The following is a 15,238-nucleotide window of genomic DNA, read 5'->3' as shown; positions in this document are numbered from 1 at the left end:
CCACCAAACCTGACACACTGTTCCCCACACCACCTGAGGGCCTCTAGCTCAACTGGCAGAGCAGCGGACTTTTAATCCGCGGGTTGTGGGTTCGAGTCCCACGGGGCCTACAAGTTTCCGCAGGTCAGGCGCACATCGGCGCCCCGGCCGTGAAAGTCGTGTCTGCGCAAACTCTGCCAATACTCACAGTGGCCGATGCATGCCCGTCTGCGGGGGATCGGCGGCTCCGCGCAGCCAGCAGGCTGCGCGTTGTTGAGCGACGTATCGCGACCTGTCGCACTGCTCTCGTTTCGTCCGATCCCCGGCCCGCCCAGCCGTTGACCCGCCACGTGCAGCTGGACTGTGGAGGGCCGAGATGAGCAGACCGCACCTTCCGATCGGAACGTGGGGCCACGTCCGATCTCGTGCTGAGAGGAAGGACGCCGAGGGCAAGGTGGTCTCCTGGCGCGCGTCCGCGTACTTCCGTGACCACGACGGACGTACGCGTGAGGTCACCGCGTCCGCCAAGACCAAGGGCGCAGCCGAGCACCGCCTAGTCACGAAGCTGAGAGACCGGGCCAAGCTCACGCAGTACGGCGAGCTGAGCCCGACGGACAAGATCAACGACCTCATCGACCTGTGGATCGAGAAGTTCGAGGAACGCATCGAAGACGGCCGTCGATCACCGACGACCCTCACGACGTACCGCACAGCCATCAAGAACCACGTACGCCCTGCCCTTGGTGAACTGCTGATCTGTGAGGCCACCACGCCACGCATCGACAGAGTCATCGGTACCATCAAGCGCACTGCCGGTCGATCCACAGCGAAGACCTGCCGCGCAGTCGTCTCCGGCATGATGCAACTAGCCGTCCGGTATGGCGCCCTGACCGTCAATCCGGTCCGCGAGGTCGAAGCGATCGAGGCCCGCCCGAAGGACCCGCCCCGCTCACTCACCAACGAAGAGATCGCCAGCCTACGGCAACTCCTGACCACCGACAAAACCGCCGTACGAGCTGACCTGCCGGACCTGGTCCTCTTCATGCTCGGAACAGGCGTCCGAATCGGCGAGTCGCTCGCCGTCCTCTGGTCACAGGTCAACCTCGAGTCCGGCGCAGTCGAGATCACTCACACAATGGTTCGCGTCCCAGGCCAAGGCTTGCTCCGGAAGGCCCCGAAGTCCAAGGCCGGCGAACGCGCCCTACCCCTCCCAGACTGGGCCGTCACCATGCTCCGCCGCCGCCACGCAGCCGGCATCCTCCCCGACGAACCGATCTTCGCCGACTCCCTCGGAGGCTTCCGAGACCCCTCCAACGTCCGCCGAGCCCTCCGCCGCGCACTGTCCCCCGTAGCCAGCACCGCCCGCCGCGACCTAGGTGAGACCCTCCGATCCATCCGCCTCGAAGCCGGCCTCACCCGCAAACAGGTCGCCACGAAACTCGGCTGGCCAAAGACCAGACTCGAGCTGATCGAGACCGGCCGCATCAAGCTCGACCGCGAACTCGTAGCCACCCTCGTCAAGACCTACCGCATAAACCTCGACAAATCACCCGCGCTCAGCACCCAAGTCGACCAAGCAGCCCAACCCTCACCCTCAGACGCCCTCACCTGGATCCGCTCCCACACCTTCCGCAAAACCACCGCCACCGCCCTAGATCGCCGAGGTCAATCCGCCCGCCAGATAGCCGACCACCTAGGCCAAGCCCAAGTCTCCATAACCCAAGACGTCTACATGGGCCGCCGAATCCACAACCCCTCCGCGGCAGCCGCCCTCGACCAAGAGTTCACCGACCTCAACCTCTGGTGAGAACAGCATCGCCTCGCCAGAGTCAGACGGCGGCAGTCGCAGCCGGGTCGGCCTGGGACCAGATGTCGATGTCGATCGCTTCCGTTGCAGGCGTCAATCACATCCTGCCGCGTATGACGCCTTCTCTAGAAAGACCGGCAGATATCTCCGTTGCATGATCGATCTGAGGGCTCGCCGGACTAGCGCTGGCGTGCCCTCAGACACTGCGGAGGTCCTCGCCTGGGAGCCTGCACACCCGCGAGCCGCAGATCAACGGGCGGAGCATCACTCACTTGATGTTGCGCAGCGTTAGCAACTTGCGAGCCTGACGGGTGGTTAGTGATCTGACTTTAGAAGTCGCCGAAACCTCGCACGCGACTACCAACATGCTGCATGCAGCTAGCTCCACGCCTTGTGCGGGTCGCGAACGCTAAGCGCGGTACACACATCTTTCAAAGAAGTCGGTCATCTTTCGGGCCACTAGTAGGACTAGCAGTGGGAACTTTCTAGCTACTAGTAGGCTTAGTAAGGGCATCTTTTCCGACGATTTCGTGATGCATAATAACGGCAAGACTTTAGACTTCGTCTATGTCGCAACACTAAGCATGTGTACAGTAGAGGTTGTCAGGAGCCGGTTAGGTCCCACCTAAGTCAGTCAGGGGCCTCACTCGATGGCAGTCGAGCAAGGCCCCTGACAGTACTACTGGCCAGTCAGACCACGGATTGCGGCGTACAGGCCTACGAGAGCCGTTCCGGCGAGTGCCGCTTGAGTCACAAGCTCAAGAGCGCGGCGCCACCGGGACGGCTTCTCGTTGTCCGGATCGTCTGACTGGGGGCCATCCAACTCGGTCACATTCATCACCTACTTTCCTTTGAGGGAGCGCCACGTCTCGAGAAATCTCGAGGCCGGCGCTCGCCCCAAAGGGGGCAAGTGACTGCGATTCCGAGGTGGACGGATCCTGGTTTCCCAGGCGCCGCTGGCCACCTTCCGATAAGGATATACGACGCGTTAGTCCGCTGGTTTACCAGTGGCCCTGGGAATGCATTCCGTCGCTCCGGAGGGTTACGGCTGGGCTAGCCCCGACATCTACGCAGAGTGACATTGAGCGATGAATACGGGTACTGGCACGCGTGGCCGCCACATGGGTGTGTGACGGACATCATATTCTGCCTGTAGTGGCGGCGAGAGCGACGCCGTCCTGGAGGCATCGTGCGGATGATCGTGCGGATGATTGCCGATGGGACGCGCGCGGGCACGGTTGCTGGGGGCCTTGCCCGACGCTGGACAGTGCTGGGCGGCCGCGAATTGGATCGCAGGGCGCGCGCGACCGACGTCTCTGTGCGAGATCGATCGTGCGGAGCCGGTGGACTGGCGGCTCTGGTGCACGCGGTCCCTCGACGCCGACGCCACTGTCTGGCTGGACGCGGTGGCGTTATTGGCGGCAGGGCCTTGCCGAGATCCACGGGCCGCGGCGATCGACTCGGTGCTGGCCACGTCACCAACGCTGGCTGGTGATCTGGAGTAAGGGCAGCACGTGGCTGGCCGGTTGTGGTTCCTTGGGTGAGTCGGACTCGGTACGCCGCAGCGGGTCGTTGGCAGCCAGCGGGCTCCCGACCGGCACCGTCCGGGGCAAGCCGCAGTGACACACGAAGCGCGCAATGGTCCGCTGCTCAACCAGTGTGTCGCGTCGGAACAGGGCAGCCTTGCGGAGGAGTGCAGTTAGCCCCAGAAGGTGCTAACGGGGTCGCGGTCGATCTCGGCCAGTAGGTCGTCGATGCTTCGTGATGGGGCCAGTCGGTCGTAGAGGTGGAAGCGTTGGTGCTGGTCGCTCCAGTACAACGTCCAGGACTTGTCGGTGGCGTTGTAGCGCAGGCGAGCGATCGGAGAGGTGGTCCAATCTGGCCCGAGGTCCTCGTGCCATGGCAGTCGCCGTTCGACGATCGTCAGGTGGCGCTGGGCGAGTTCGCACTCGAGGTGCAGTTGCTCGCGGGCGTGCGCTGGGACCCGTGTGGCACACCACCGCTGTACACGCGCGATGTCCAGTTCGGGGAGAGCCATTCAGATCATCATCCGTTGGCTGGCCGGCGTCTTGATGGACGCACGCCGGTGGGCGATCGTCTCTCCTCAGACCCTACCGACCACGCTTGGCTAGATTCTCGCCAATCACCTGACTGGCGATGTCAGTCTGCCTGTAGTGGCGGGATGGGCTGTGTCGGCACCTCCGCGAATCCCGCGCCGTCCGCCGCCCGTTGGGCAGAGTCTGCTGAGAAGTCAGCAAGCATGTTCGTGAGCCGGAAGTGCTGGCGGCGTCGCTCGACTGCGTTGGGTGGCGGGGGATCTCCGACGATCGAGTGGCCCTGGATCTGGTAGCGCTCTCGGTGGGCGGCGATCTCGCGGACGAGCTCGGCGAGTTTCTGGTCTGGAGGCTCGCCGGCTGTGCGATGCAAGTCGCGGTACCAGCCGGGTGGGTTGCGGAGTAGCTGGTCGGCGAGCCAGTTGGTGCGTTCGATGATCTGGGATTCGAGTTCGCGGAGTGGCCCGATCAGTGTGGGGTCGCTGACGTGGGTGGCGGGGGTGATGAGGCCGGCGATCTGTGCTGGGCGGCGGCCGGTCTTGTGTAGTGCGCGGGCGGTCAGGCGTTGCGCTCTGTGGTGGATGACCGCGGCGAGGTCATTGGCGGTTGTGAGTGGTGATTGGTTGACGGCGCGGTGGAGTAGGTCAGTGATGTTCAGGCCGGCGTTTTCGGCGCGGCGGAGTTCGGCGATGAGCGGGCCATAGGCGGGGGAGGCTTGAAGTGCTGCCTGGTCGGCTCGATCGAGGCCGGAGGCGGTGATGGCGGGTTGGTAGCGCTTCTTGGCGTCGAGCTGGCATAGGTGCTCGTGGATGGGGATCAGGCGGTCGAGGCGGGTCGCGTTGTCGAGTTCTTGGCGCATGACTTCGTGCGCTGATTGCTCGACTCCGGGGTCGCTGAGGACGGCTTCGAGGACATCCTGCATGCTCTGTTCGGGGTGAGGTTCGTGGGGGTCTGAGGTGCTTTGGTGGGTGGCGACGTACGCGTTGTTGGCGTCGCGGCCGCGGGTCATCCCGACGTACGTCAGGGCTCGGTTGAGTTGGTCGGTGACTAGTAGGTGGGCGGTGTCGACGGTCGCGCCTTGGGCTCGGTGGGCTGTGGTGGCGTATGCGAGTTCGACGGATTCCTGGACGTAGGTGCTGGGCAGGGCGACGGTGTCGCCGGTGTGGTTTTGGACGGTGAGGGAGCCGTCGGCCCAGCGGCGGATGACGGTCCAGTGGTCGCCATTCTTGATGTAGTTCTTGGCGCCGTAGTGGAGGCGGCGGTTGTTGAGGCGGGTGACGATGTGGTCGCCGAGGCCGACGTGGTTGCCGTTATGGAGTTCGATGCCGTCGGGTTCGACTTCGCCGGTGGTGATGCGGTCGAGTCGTGCGCGGGCGTTGAGGCGAGCGACGGTCGTGTTGTCGGCGGCGACCAGCAGACTGGTCCTGCCCGCCCGTGTGTCTTTGAGCCAGGCCTTGTAAACGGCGTCTTCCATGGCCTCACTTGAGCCGGCGGCGAGCCGGTTGTGATCGTCGTACACGTCGATGGCGCTGAGCTCGCCGCGGCGCAGTGCGAGGCTGGCGTCTCGTTCCCAGGGGTTGGTGAAGCGCCAGACGTCGGTGAGCTCGGCGGCTTGGGTGTCTGTTGCGATGAGGCGGAAGGCGCCGCCGGTATCGGCGGCGGAGAGTTGGGCGTCGTCGCCCACCAGGACGAGTTTCGCGCCTGCGGCGTTGGTGGCGCGGGCGAGGGTGGCGAGTTCCATGGTGCTGGCCATGGAGGCCTCGTCGATGATGACGAGTTGGTTCTTCCGGAAACTCCACCGATCGCGATCGGCTCTGAGCATTGCGAGCTGAACCGTAAGTCGCTGATGCCGGGCACGGCGCCGCGCCCGGTCCGCGAGGTTGGTGGCGTGCTCGGTCTGCAGGATCTGTTCGCGGCGTTGTTCGGCGCCGAGGCCGGCGGACTCGTAGATCCACTTGGCGATGTTCTCGGTCGGTACGCCGATCATGTCGGACAGGACTGTTGAGGCAGCAGAAGATGGTGCGAGAGCGATGATCGATCCTTCGCCATGCACCGATTCCCAACTAGCAGTGAGAGCGGACAAGAGGCTGGTTTTGCCGGTGCCGGCGGGACCAATGAGGGCTTCGAGTTTCTGGCGGCTGGTCGAGATCCTGCGGAGGGCGTGAGCCTTGTCGGCGCTCAGACCAGTCGAGTTGATCGCGCCTGGGGCGATGGCGGGTCCGTTGGTGTCGCGGGCCAGGTCGAGCAGAACTGCTTCGGCGCCGAGGATCACGGGCGAGGTGTAGATCTGGCCGTTGTGGATCGTGAAAACACTGTCGCCGCTGGCACGGGTGACGGGGCTGGTCACCAGGTCGGGTGCGGTGAGGCTGATCGACAGCTGCTCGGCGCGTTCGAGGATCGCCTGCAGCGTGGCGAACCGGTCGGTGGCGGAGACGAATCGGAGGAGCCGTGTTTGGCGTGCGGCCTCGGCGAGGAGGTTCCAGCGCGTCCAGGTCGCCCGTTTGGTTTGCAGAGTCAGGACCGTCGCGGCACCGTACGCGTCGAGCGTCTCGGTGCTCAGGTCCGCTGCCGCCAAGAGGCGATGGCCGGCTGCGTCTAGGGAGCGTTGGATGGCGGCAACGGCGTCGTGTCCGATGGCCTGGTCGGCGCGATTTCGCCACTGCGACATGAGTGCGGCGAGGGGTTGAGCCAGATGCTTGGACGGCCGATTCATCAAGGTTGCTTGCTGCCGTAGGGCGTACATTTCGCTGCGGCTAGGCGGGTGGATCTGGTCGGCACGGTCGTCGAGAAGGTCGCTGAGGTTGGCTTCGATCTGTGCGGTTCTGGCCGAGAATTTGCGGATCAGGTCGTCGGGAATCGCGTCGATTTCGAACGCCGGATTCCGCCGGGGGCCGCGTTCGCGCAGCTCCCAGTTCACGCCGAGACGGTGGGTGAGATGGTCGGCGAGGAGCACGTTGTGGATCTCCGACATCGCCACTGCGGCCCGGTACAGCACCCGTCCATCCAGGGTCCGCCACGCGCCGTCGGGGCCTTGTACGCGGTTCGCGACGACCACGTGGGTATGCAGTTGCGGGTCGCCGCTGCGACTGTCCCAGTGATCGAACGCCGCGGCGATCAGCCCGCGGGTATCCAGTTGCGCGATGCCGCCATCACCGCTCCTGGTGAACGCCGCGTGCTGCTCGATCAGCGACAACACGTCGGCGACCGCCTCGTGATGGGCGGCGACGATCTGCTCCTGGGTTCCCACATCGGCGGTCGCCCACAGCGCCGAGACGGACTTGACCGGCGAGAACGTCAGGTCGAACCCGGCGACTGCCTGCCGTGACTTCTTCCGCATCTCCTCGCGCCGGATCCGCGCGGCCGCACGGTCGCGTTCGGCGGCATGCAGGGCTGGGTCGAGATCGCGGATCCGGTCCTGGATCCGCTCTTCCGGACCTTTGAAAACACGGTAGGGCTCGCCGAGTGTCCGGCTGGTCAGTGGATCTTCCGCACGTCCGAACAGTGCGGCCATCTGCACCTCGTTCACCTCGCTTCCGGGCAACAACTCGCCGTCGCCCAGACCGCTGAGGCCCTGGCCCATCCAACGGCCGGGTGGGTATCCCGACGCGGTGTAGTACGCCGTCAGCGGCGTAGCCATCCGCCGATCAACGTCCCCTGCGGCGACATGCCGAAGCAGGTACAGGTACCCCTCTCCGGCGTTCAACCGGTGGATACTCAGCACAGCTGCCCGCCCGGAACGTGGCGGTTGAATGGGTTCGCTAGTTCGCGCATGCAAGCTCAACGGATGAGCGGTCAATGGTTTGATCGCTGCAGCGCTCGCGGTGGCGCGCCGAGCATGCAAGAGGTGTGATCGGATCGAGGCTGTCGTTTCATGGCCAGCGACCCTCGTCGACCCGCTGCGGTGTTACTGCGCTCGGAGTCAGCGCCTTCACTTATTCGTCGAGACCTGACAAATCACCGCAGCCCTCGGGGAGGACGAGCGACGGCTGGCATGGCGTTGCGCGGTGACCCGCCCATGAATGGGAGTGTCAGCGGTCTCGCCAGGCGAGTGGTGAGGTTTGAAGAGCTGCCTCGGCAAGCCGGCGGCCGAAGTCGGTCTGGATGCGGGCGCGGGAGGACTCGATCCAGCCAGTGACACGCTTGTAGCCGGCTTCGCCGTATTCGACGGCTTGCATGAGGCATTCGAGGCGGTCGGCGTCTTTGGCGCAGCGTGCCTCGATCGTTTCGGCGGCCTCGTACTCGGTGACGGCTTCGCGGATGCTCTTGGCGGCCGCCTCGGGAAGTACGGCGACCTGGTCTTCGGTGATGCGTTCGTTGCTTGCGACATCCATGTACGGCTTGGCGCTGTGTGGGATGTCGCCGATGCGTGTTTCCTGCGAGTCGTGCCACATCCCGAGGTACGCCGCCCGTACCGGATCGCCGCCCTCCTCGCTGGCGATCAGCGCTGCGAGCTGGGCAACGCGCAGGCTGTGCTCTGCGACGGACTCGGGGTCGCGGACGCCGACATGCCACCATCCGGCCCGACGGAGTCGCTTGAGTACGCCCATCTCGTAGGCGAAGGCGACGACTCCTGCTGCGTCCCGGTCGGTAGCGTCATCGGTCACGATTACTCCGTTTCGATCATCGGTTGGCCAACTGCACAGCGCACCGCAGATTGTTCAACTCTACGGTGCTGCTGTCAGCGGGTCTGTCGTCCAGCGCTGCTTCGACCCGCTCGCCTGTTCGTTGCCGTAGTTCTCTGTCGTACTCCAACAGCTCCGGACGTGCGAGCACCAGCTGCCAGAGGCTGTGGATGTTCAGCGGAGCATTCACCTGATCTGTCAGATGTTCGAGCAGGTGGTTCGCTAGCCGCGCTCCTGACCATCTTCGAGTCGACTTCGCGGTGATCAGGTAGGAGTCATCGGCATGAGCCTCGTTGATCTCTCCGAGCCAGTAGGCCCAGTAGGTGAGGTTCGCGGCTGCATGTCGTTCGTCGCTCAGCGTGTTGTCGATGAAGTAGCGCAGCGGATCCGCGTCGCCGTGTCTGGCTAGTGCGACTGCCGCTGAGCGTGCCGCGATGCCACCGGTGAGATTCGCCGTCGTGCTGCCGTTGAATGCATGTTTGTGATGCGCCGCGAGCCAGTCGGCAGATTCCTGGCGTTTGTCGAAGCCGAGCAGGTAGGTCGCCTGCCGTCGCAGGACGGGCATGTCCTCAGGCGATGCCTGTTCCGCCACACTCAGTAATTGATCGAAGAACTCATGCTGAGCCGCGATGGTGAGGACCGGGTGCGATGCCACAGGTCCTCGGCCCGGCTTGGCCGGCAGGTCGCGGAGCTGCGGAGGTGTGATTCCCGTGAACGGCCAGGTCACCAGGTTCACCAGGCGCCGCCGGTGGACAGTCGAGGCCAGTGGATGCTGCTGGACGTCGGCGTTGCCCAGCTCGCCGCTCGTGATTTGGCCGAGCAGTTCGTCCGCTTCGACGGCATCGTGCAGCGAGGCCACACCTGCGGCAGGTGCACCAAACGCCGCCAGACGTGTCTGCAGCCGCCGGAAGCCGGAGACTCGCAGCGAGGTCAGCGACCGGCGGCCGGTCTCCCAGCCCTGGACGGTGCTGACGTCGACCCCGAGTCGTTCCGCGAGCGATGTCTGAGTCATGCCGATCGAGCCGCGCAGCATCTTGAGGACATAGCCCGAAATCACACCGTGGTGATCCCCAGGCATCGAGAAACCCGGCATGTCGGTCTGTGTTTCAGGACCACGCACCGGCGAGCCTTCCCTCAAGCCGCGCTACATCACGCGAACCACCCGTACTCACAGTGAGTTCAGGATAGGTCAACGCCGCGTCATCGTTGTCGACATGCCGATGGATCTGGATCTGCGGATGGTGACTGCGGACATGCGATCAAGAGTTCCCAGGGTCTTCTTTCTGCTGCGACACGTTGATGTGTCCGGTGTGAGTGGCACGGGCATCGTCGCGGAGGGAACCGAGTGGACGGACGGATCCGTGTCCCTCCGATGGCGCCACGAGCATGCTTCGACGACGTTCTACGAGGCGGGGGTGCGCGCGGTCCTTGCCGTGCACGGTCACCGTGGTGCCAGCGAGGTCATCTATCTATCTCCACCTGACGGGTTAGAGCCCGTCGGCTCGTCGCCTGACCTTGTCTCCTCAAGCCAGCGGGCGGGCGTACCGGTCCCTGCACCTGCGCCCGCCCGCTGTTCCAACGGGCTCCAAGTACGCTCGACGTGTGACGCTGACGAGCCTGCGCACCAGGACGTGAGTGACAAATGAGCGCTAACCCGCGGTCGCATCCGACGGATCGCCGCGTGTGCGTCTGGTTCGGTCCGCACCTCATCGCGGAGTACGTCGGCGACCCGGACGATGCGGCCGCTTACGAGTCGGGCATGCGCGGGCGATTCATCAGTCTTCGGATCTCCAACGAGCCCGCAATGCCGCAGGCAGTTGCCTCTGACCGCAGTCAGTCAGGGAACGGCAGATGATCTGGTGGGGCCGGCAACGGTCCTCCTTTGGCCGTCAGCTCGCGGAGCGATCGCCGTGAGCTGCTGGTCCCGCCACATCGCGGTCCTTGCTCGCGTCTTCCTTCCCCTGTGGAGGGCTCGGCCAGGGGTCGTTCAGATGCCGGCTGGCACGGGACGCGAAAGCGAGTCCGTTCTGTGTCAGCCGCTCAGCACCGAGGCACGGACGGGTGCTTCGGTGTCGGTTGGCTGGGCGGTTGGTGCGTAGCGCCCGGGCGAGCAGCTACCCAGCCACCGCTGTTCAAGACCAGCGGGCAGGCGCACTGCCTGCAGAGCGGACGCCCGCCCGCTGTTCTACCCCGACGATAGGAGTGCAGTGGATACGCCCGTAATCCCGCTGGATAGGCCAACCATCAATCCCGCGATCGACGCGCATTACTCGAGTCGTTGGGACGAGTCGGCCCGGTTGAGTTCCACCGTGAAGGGCCGACTGGAGCAGGCCCGCCTCTATGACTTCCTCGGGCAGTGGTTCCCGCCGGCACCCGCCCGCGTAGCTGACATCGGCGGCGGTCCCGGTGTCCACGCTGGCTGGCTCCGCGATCAAGGGCACGACGTCGTGTTGCTCGACCCGGTCCAGCGTCACGTCGACCAGGCCAACGCGGCAGGCATCACCGCCCAGCTTGGCGACGGCCGCCGACTGCCATGGTCGAACCAGTCGTTCGACGCCGTACTGATGGCAGGACCGCTCTACCACTTGCCGGAGGCAAGCGACCGCCGCCTGGCACTTCGCGAGGCTTTGCGGGTCTTGCGTCCTGGTGGCGTGCTCGCTGCGGTGGCGATCAACCGAGCAGCGAACCTGATTGGTTCCACGCTCGCCAACACCCTCTTGACTCGGCACGGCATCGTGCGCGACATCCTGGAGACCGGCCACAGCGCCGACAACGAGCGAATGGCGCACTGCTACTACCACCGCGAAAGCGAGCTACGCAGCGAACTCATCAGCGCAGGGCTGCGGCCGGTCAACATCTTCGGTCTCACCGGTCCGGGCGGCTGGCTGACGGTCATGCTCGACGCCCACTTCAAGAACCAGCCCTACACCGGCAAGCTGGCCGAGCACGACCCGCTCGACACGGCGCTGGAGTGCTCTCGCATGGCAGACCGGATGCCCGAGCTGGTGGCGGCCAGTTCGTTGTTCCTGGCCGTTGGCCAGAAGGGCTGAGCCGTCGTGTCCTGCTGCACGGCTGGCGTGATCTCAGCCGAGCCGGCCGTGCAGCTCGACGTACTCCTCTTCGGCACGCAGCACCTTCGACAGGACCGCGTCGGCGCTCGGCAGTGGATGGAGCGGGAAGTTCGACCCGTCCCACCTCAGCCGGCCATCCGTGGTCGTCGACGGTGGGATGACCACGGGTATCCCAGGCTCGACGTACTCAACGCCGGTAGCCAACGGGCCGAGGTTGGTTTCGGGCTGGAGTGTGCAGGTGATCCAGTTGCCGTCAGGCAGCTTCATCGTCGGCGGCCAGATCCCAGGTCGATCCTGCTCGTACAGCCGCTTGCCGTAAGCGCCGGCGATCCGCGGCAGGCGCCAGATCGCCACGGTCGGGCACGACGTGACCGCCAGGTTCGGTGGCTCGGCGACGTCCCAGACGGCGCAGGCAGCATCGGCATCGGTGATCCAGTCACCGTCCGGCGTGCCCGCGATAGTTGCCGCCTGCACCGGAATATCACGCTCCACGCAGGCGAGAGCTGTGTCCAACAAGGCGTTCTTGCGTCGAATCATCTGCCTGATCGTCCTCCCGTATCGGGAACATCATTGCCGCGCCACCGCGCGGCTTGTCAATCCGGACTTCAGCAGATCGCTGACTGTCTAACCAAGTGAGGAGCCGTACATGTCCCAAGTCGAACAGATGAAGATGCAACTGCACGGTTTGGCTGATCAGTCGAGGCAGGGCGCAGCCAGCTTGGCTGGCTTCAAGCAGCGCTTCGAACAGTCCAGCCAGCAGGTGCAGGCCCTCATCCGCGGCACAGCAACCCGCGCCGACCAGGACATCGCGACGATGCTGGACGCCGCCGCGAAGTCGGTCGACCAAGCCGTCCAGTCGCTGCAAATCGCCGAAGCCGGATGTCGCGGCTACGCCGACCAGATTTAGCCAACCGAGGCAGCGCGTGCCATCCGAGCTGCAGCGGGTCGCTGAACAGTTGCTCGCCTGCCTGAACGAGACTCCGCGGGCGGTCGGCTACCTGCATGACCGAGCGAGAAAGTGCCGCGAAGCCGCGGCATGGATCGGGAGCACCAGTAACAACCCAAGCGCCCGAATCGCCGCCATGCAACTCGATGAAGCGGGAAGGCGCTGCGCAGAGGCAGCTCACTACTTGTCTCAGGCCGAGTCTCGAGCGAAGCAGTGGGTCGAGCAGATGGTGAACGGCGTTCGAGCCGCCGAGCCGAGCGGTGGCTTGAGGGGTGAACGATTAGGGCCAGGTGGCAGCACCCCTCCCGCGGACCGGCGGCGTGACGACCGTGACGACGAACCGCAAGCCAACAAGCCGGACGAGCCCGCGCGGGCCGGCGATGAGATGAGCGCAGAGGAAGATGAACCGCCTTCGCCGGGCACCGCCGACGATCGACCGCAGGACAGTGGCGCCAGTGATCAGGCTGGAGATCAGCCGGAGCCCGCTCCGTTCATCGAGCGGATCTTTCGGCGACTACCCGAGCGGCCGGGAGACGTCGGGCCGACATCCGGAATTCTGACCAGGCCGGACGGTGGAGGCGTGATTCATGTGCGCAGCGGGACGCGAGGACCCGGAGGTACGGCGCCAGGTCTCGGCGGCCGAACCGCCAGCCTCGACTCTGCGCGAGAACACGCGGAGGGCCACGCGGCAGCACTCATGCGGCGGGCTGGAATGCCTCGAGAAATGACCCTGTACGTGAACAAGCGTCCCTGCGGTGGACGGTACGGCTGCGACAACACGTTGCCGTGGCAGTTGCCACCCGGTGCCAAGCTGACGGTCTATTGGCCAGGCGGCTATAAGGTCTACATCGGTGATGGGAGAGGACTCGCATGAACGACTTCTTGACGGCCTACTACGACGATGACGCGGGACAGCAGCGCATAGGCAGCCAGGCCGCGCTCGACGAGCTGCTTGACCGAGTCGCAAGTCTGCCGCGGCCGACCTGGGTCGAATTGGTCAGTGCGGACGAGCTCACCACGATGAACATTGGACTAGGCGCAGCCTTCAGTTCCTTGACGCTCTACGACGACGTCGATGGCTCCGCAAAGTACCGCTCAGCCGGCACCCTCGCCGAGCCGCAGGAAGCCACCTTCGACTATGGCGGCGTGCCGACGACCATGGGCAAAGGCAGCGCGATCACCGTGAAGGAGGCTCGTGCAGCGGTTTCCGAGTTCTTCGCCACTGGCAGACGTCCTGAGCTGGTGGCCTGGGAGCTGGCAGCCGACTAAGCGCTCCCATGGCGAAGATAGAACATACGCGTATGGTGTGGCCGGTCGAGACTTCGTCCTGCCGAACTGCCGCCAATGGTTGCGAGCAATTGGCTGATCGCTCGGGACGGGGGCACATCTGGCTTCCGGCCCAACCATTGATACCTGACTCAAGGGTGCCAGCGGCTTACGACAGGGAGCGACCATGACCCTGACTTTGATCCGCCGTACGGGGACCGAGACGCTTGAACTCGTCCCGAGACTAAAACCGCTCTACGCGAACGCCTACTCCGAATCTCCGTACGAGATGTCGGAGGAAGACATCGAACAGTTCGAGTTCCGGATCACGAAACATGCCGGCCTGGACGGCTTCGTTCTCGTCGCCGGGGAGCTCGACGGGCGCCTCGTCGGGTTCTCGTACGGATTTACCTTCCCGCCTGGACGATGGTGGACCGGTGTCAAGACTGATCCGCCTCCTGCAGACGTTGCTTCAGGCCCTCTGTTCGCGGTGATCGAGCTCGGCGTACACACCGACTTCCGTGGCCGCGGCTTCTCCCGCCAGCTTGTCGACGCTCTCCTCGCCGGCCGTCCAGAGCCCTTCGCGAGTCTCATCTCCCGCCCAGGTGCACAGGCTCATGCGATGTATCAACGCTGGGGATGGAAGAAGGTTGGAACAACGCAGACGTACCCGCACTGGCCCGTTGAGGACATAGACGTGCTCCCCTTGCACAACAGCAAGACCTCTGACCTCTCGAGGAAGGGATCACGATCGTGAGCAATCACCGGTTCGGGATCGCGGATGCAGTTTTCGCGCGCTTGCGGACGAAACTGCCGTAGCGAACGAACTGGCTTCATCAAGGGTGTAGGTTCCGGTCACGAGTTCGGTGCCCGAAGTACGGCAACGGAGGAACAGATCGGGGCACAGTTGCGGCGTTCTGAAGTCTTCCACGTCGGCTGAGCAGGAAGAAACGAGCCGGAACATGACTTGGGATCCTTGGGCGATCAAGCCCGACTCCGAGCGAGAGGTCTGGGACTTCAGCCCGCTGGCGGCTGTGGGACCACTCATCTTCTGGATGGAGCACCACGAGGTGGAGCAGGCGGTCGGACATCGAGCGAGCCTGGGTCGTTGGGGCGACAGACTTAGCAGTGCAAGCTTCAGTCAGGGATTCACGCGTACTACGAGGATGGACATCTGCACGCGGTTGCAATCGACGGCTGTGTAGGTCCACACGTGAGGTTCGAAGGTGCTCAGTTGGTCGGCCGGCCACCGTCGGAGGTAGCCGACTGGTACGGCGACAATTTCGAGCGACTACAGGCGGACTATGTCATCAACCAGCATGGTGACCCGTCGTCCGACCGCCTCGGCTTCGTCATCCGCACGCAACGAGGGGGCGATCGCCTCCTCACCCGTCCTGTCTTCGTCGGCTGGCAATGGTCCGGCCGCTGCGGCGACATCCAGGAAAGCTACATCCCGGAGGAAGAGTGGCAGGTCCGCTGAGCTGAGGCCTTCA

Annotated in this window: 12 protein-coding genes and 1 tRNA gene; 8 read left to right on the top strand and 5 right to left on the bottom strand. The window is 64.7% G+C overall.

The window, feature by feature from the left end:
• The first annotated feature begins 37 nt into the window (after positions 1 to 37).
• Both ACGFI6_RS30245 and ACGFI6_RS30240 read left to right on the top strand, forming a co-directional pair.
• A tRNA-Lys gene (locus tag ACGFI6_RS30245) sits at positions 38 to 110 on the top strand.
• A gap of 245 nt (positions 111 to 355) precedes the next feature.
• The gene (locus ACGFI6_RS30240; RefSeq protein ID WP_393124497.1) at positions 356 to 1,786 is read left to right on the top strand and encodes a helix-turn-helix domain-containing protein; all 1,431 of its coding nucleotides are present in this window, start codon (positions 356 to 358) and stop codon (positions 1,784 to 1,786) included.
• 1,699 nt (positions 1,787 to 3,485) lie between these two features.
• Here the strand turns inward: ACGFI6_RS30240 and ACGFI6_RS30235 are convergent.
• The 4 genes from ACGFI6_RS30235 to ACGFI6_RS30220 all read right to left on the bottom strand — a co-directional run bounded on the left by ACGFI6_RS30235 (position 3,486) and on the right by ACGFI6_RS30220 (position 9,582).
• Positions 3,486 to 3,824: a DUF3024 domain-containing protein gene (locus tag ACGFI6_RS30235; RefSeq protein ID WP_393124495.1), complete on the bottom strand. Its 339-nt coding sequence runs from the start codon at positions 3,822 to 3,824 to the stop codon at positions 3,486 to 3,488.
• Positions 3,825 to 3,946: 122 nt separating this feature from the next.
• Positions 3,947 to 7,561: a MobF family relaxase gene (gene mobF / locus ACGFI6_RS30230; RefSeq protein WP_393124493.1), complete on the bottom strand. Its 3,615-nt coding sequence runs from the start codon at positions 7,559 to 7,561 to the stop codon at positions 3,947 to 3,949.
• Positions 7,562 to 7,868: 307 nt separating this feature from the next.
• Positions 7,869 to 8,444, bottom strand: coding sequence for an HD family hydrolase (locus ACGFI6_RS30225; protein ID WP_393124491.1), 576 nt, complete (start codon positions 8,442 to 8,444; stop codon positions 7,869 to 7,871).
• Positions 8,445 to 8,460: 16 nt separating this feature from the next.
• Entirely contained in the window at positions 8,461 to 9,582 is a 1,122-nt protein-coding gene (locus ACGFI6_RS30220) for a helix-turn-helix domain-containing protein (protein ID WP_393124489.1), read from the bottom strand.
• Positions 9,583 to 10,669: 1,087 nt separating this feature from the next.
• On the opposite strand from ACGFI6_RS30220, the gene ACGFI6_RS30215 reads away from it, so the two are divergent.
• On the top strand, positions 10,670 to 11,512 hold the full coding sequence (locus ACGFI6_RS30215; RefSeq protein WP_393124487.1) for a class I SAM-dependent methyltransferase: 843 nt from the start codon (positions 10,670 to 10,672) through the stop codon (positions 11,510 to 11,512).
• A gap of 33 nt (positions 11,513 to 11,545) precedes the next feature.
• Here the strand turns inward: ACGFI6_RS30215 and ACGFI6_RS30210 are convergent, their stop codons facing one another.
• Complete coding sequence (locus tag ACGFI6_RS30210) at positions 11,546 to 12,070, bottom strand: hypothetical protein (protein ID WP_393124485.1); 525 nt, start codon at positions 12,068 to 12,070, stop codon at positions 11,546 to 11,548.
• 109 nt (positions 12,071 to 12,179) lie between these two features.
• Between ACGFI6_RS30210 and ACGFI6_RS30205 the strand changes: the two genes are divergently transcribed.
• From ACGFI6_RS30205 to ACGFI6_RS30185, 5 genes are all read left to right on the top strand, one after another.
• On the top strand, positions 12,180 to 12,440 hold the full coding sequence (locus ACGFI6_RS30205; RefSeq protein ID WP_329005405.1) for a hypothetical protein: 261 nt from the start codon (positions 12,180 to 12,182) through the stop codon (positions 12,438 to 12,440).
• Between the two features lie 175 nt (positions 12,441 to 12,615).
• Positions 12,616 to 13,353: a DddA-like double-stranded DNA deaminase toxin gene (locus tag ACGFI6_RS30200; RefSeq protein WP_393124711.1), complete on the top strand. Its 738-nt coding sequence runs from the start codon at positions 12,616 to 12,618 to the stop codon at positions 13,351 to 13,353.
• Positions 13,350 to 13,748 (top strand): Imm1 family immunity protein, encoded by a 399-nt coding sequence (locus ACGFI6_RS30195; RefSeq protein ID WP_393124483.1) that lies wholly within the window; start codon positions 13,350 to 13,352, stop codon positions 13,746 to 13,748. The genes ACGFI6_RS30200 and ACGFI6_RS30195 overlap by 4 nt, the downstream gene beginning before the upstream one ends.
• 184 nt (positions 13,749 to 13,932) lie before the next feature.
• Entirely contained in the window at positions 13,933 to 14,502 is a 570-nt protein-coding gene (locus ACGFI6_RS30190) for a GNAT family N-acetyltransferase (protein WP_393124481.1), read from the top strand.
• Between the two features lie 456 nt (positions 14,503 to 14,958).
• Complete coding sequence (locus ACGFI6_RS30185; protein WP_393124479.1) at positions 14,959 to 15,225, top strand: hypothetical protein; 267 nt, start codon at positions 14,959 to 14,961, stop codon at positions 15,223 to 15,225.
• Positions 15,226 to 15,238: the final 13 nt, after the last annotated feature.

It is taken from the genome of Kribbella sp. NPDC048928, from assembly GCF_043197975.1.
Lineage (GTDB): Bacteria > Actinomycetota > Actinomycetes > Propionibacteriales > Kribbellaceae > Kribbella.
This window is presented reverse-complemented; position numbering and strand designations above follow the sequence as displayed.

What these genes read in the sequence shown, in the direction of transcription:
- ACGFI6_RS30210 (WP_393124485.1), bottom strand. Translation starts at nt 12,070, where the DNA reads ATGATTCGACGCAAGAACGCCTTGTTGGACACAGCTCTCGCCTGCGTG.
- ACGFI6_RS30195 (WP_393124483.1), top strand. Translation starts at nt 13,350, where the DNA reads ATGAACGACTTCTTGACGGCCTACTACGACGATGACGCGGGACAGCAG.
- ACGFI6_RS30190 (WP_393124481.1), top strand. Translation starts at nt 13,933, where the DNA reads ATGACCCTGACTTTGATCCGCCGTACGGGGACCGAGACGCTTGAACTC.
- ACGFI6_RS30240 (WP_393124497.1), top strand. Translation starts at nt 356, where the DNA reads ATGAGCAGACCGCACCTTCCGATCGGAACGTGGGGCCACGTCCGATCT.
- ACGFI6_RS30200 (WP_393124711.1), top strand. Translation starts at nt 12,616, where the DNA reads ATGCAACTCGATGAAGCGGGAAGGCGCTGCGCAGAGGCAGCTCACTAC.
- ACGFI6_RS30235 (WP_393124495.1), bottom strand. Translation starts at nt 3,824, where the DNA reads ATGGCTCTCCCCGAACTGGACATCGCGCGTGTACAGCGGTGGTGTGCC.
- ACGFI6_RS30205 (WP_329005405.1), top strand. Translation starts at nt 12,180, where the DNA reads ATGTCCCAAGTCGAACAGATGAAGATGCAACTGCACGGTTTGGCTGAT.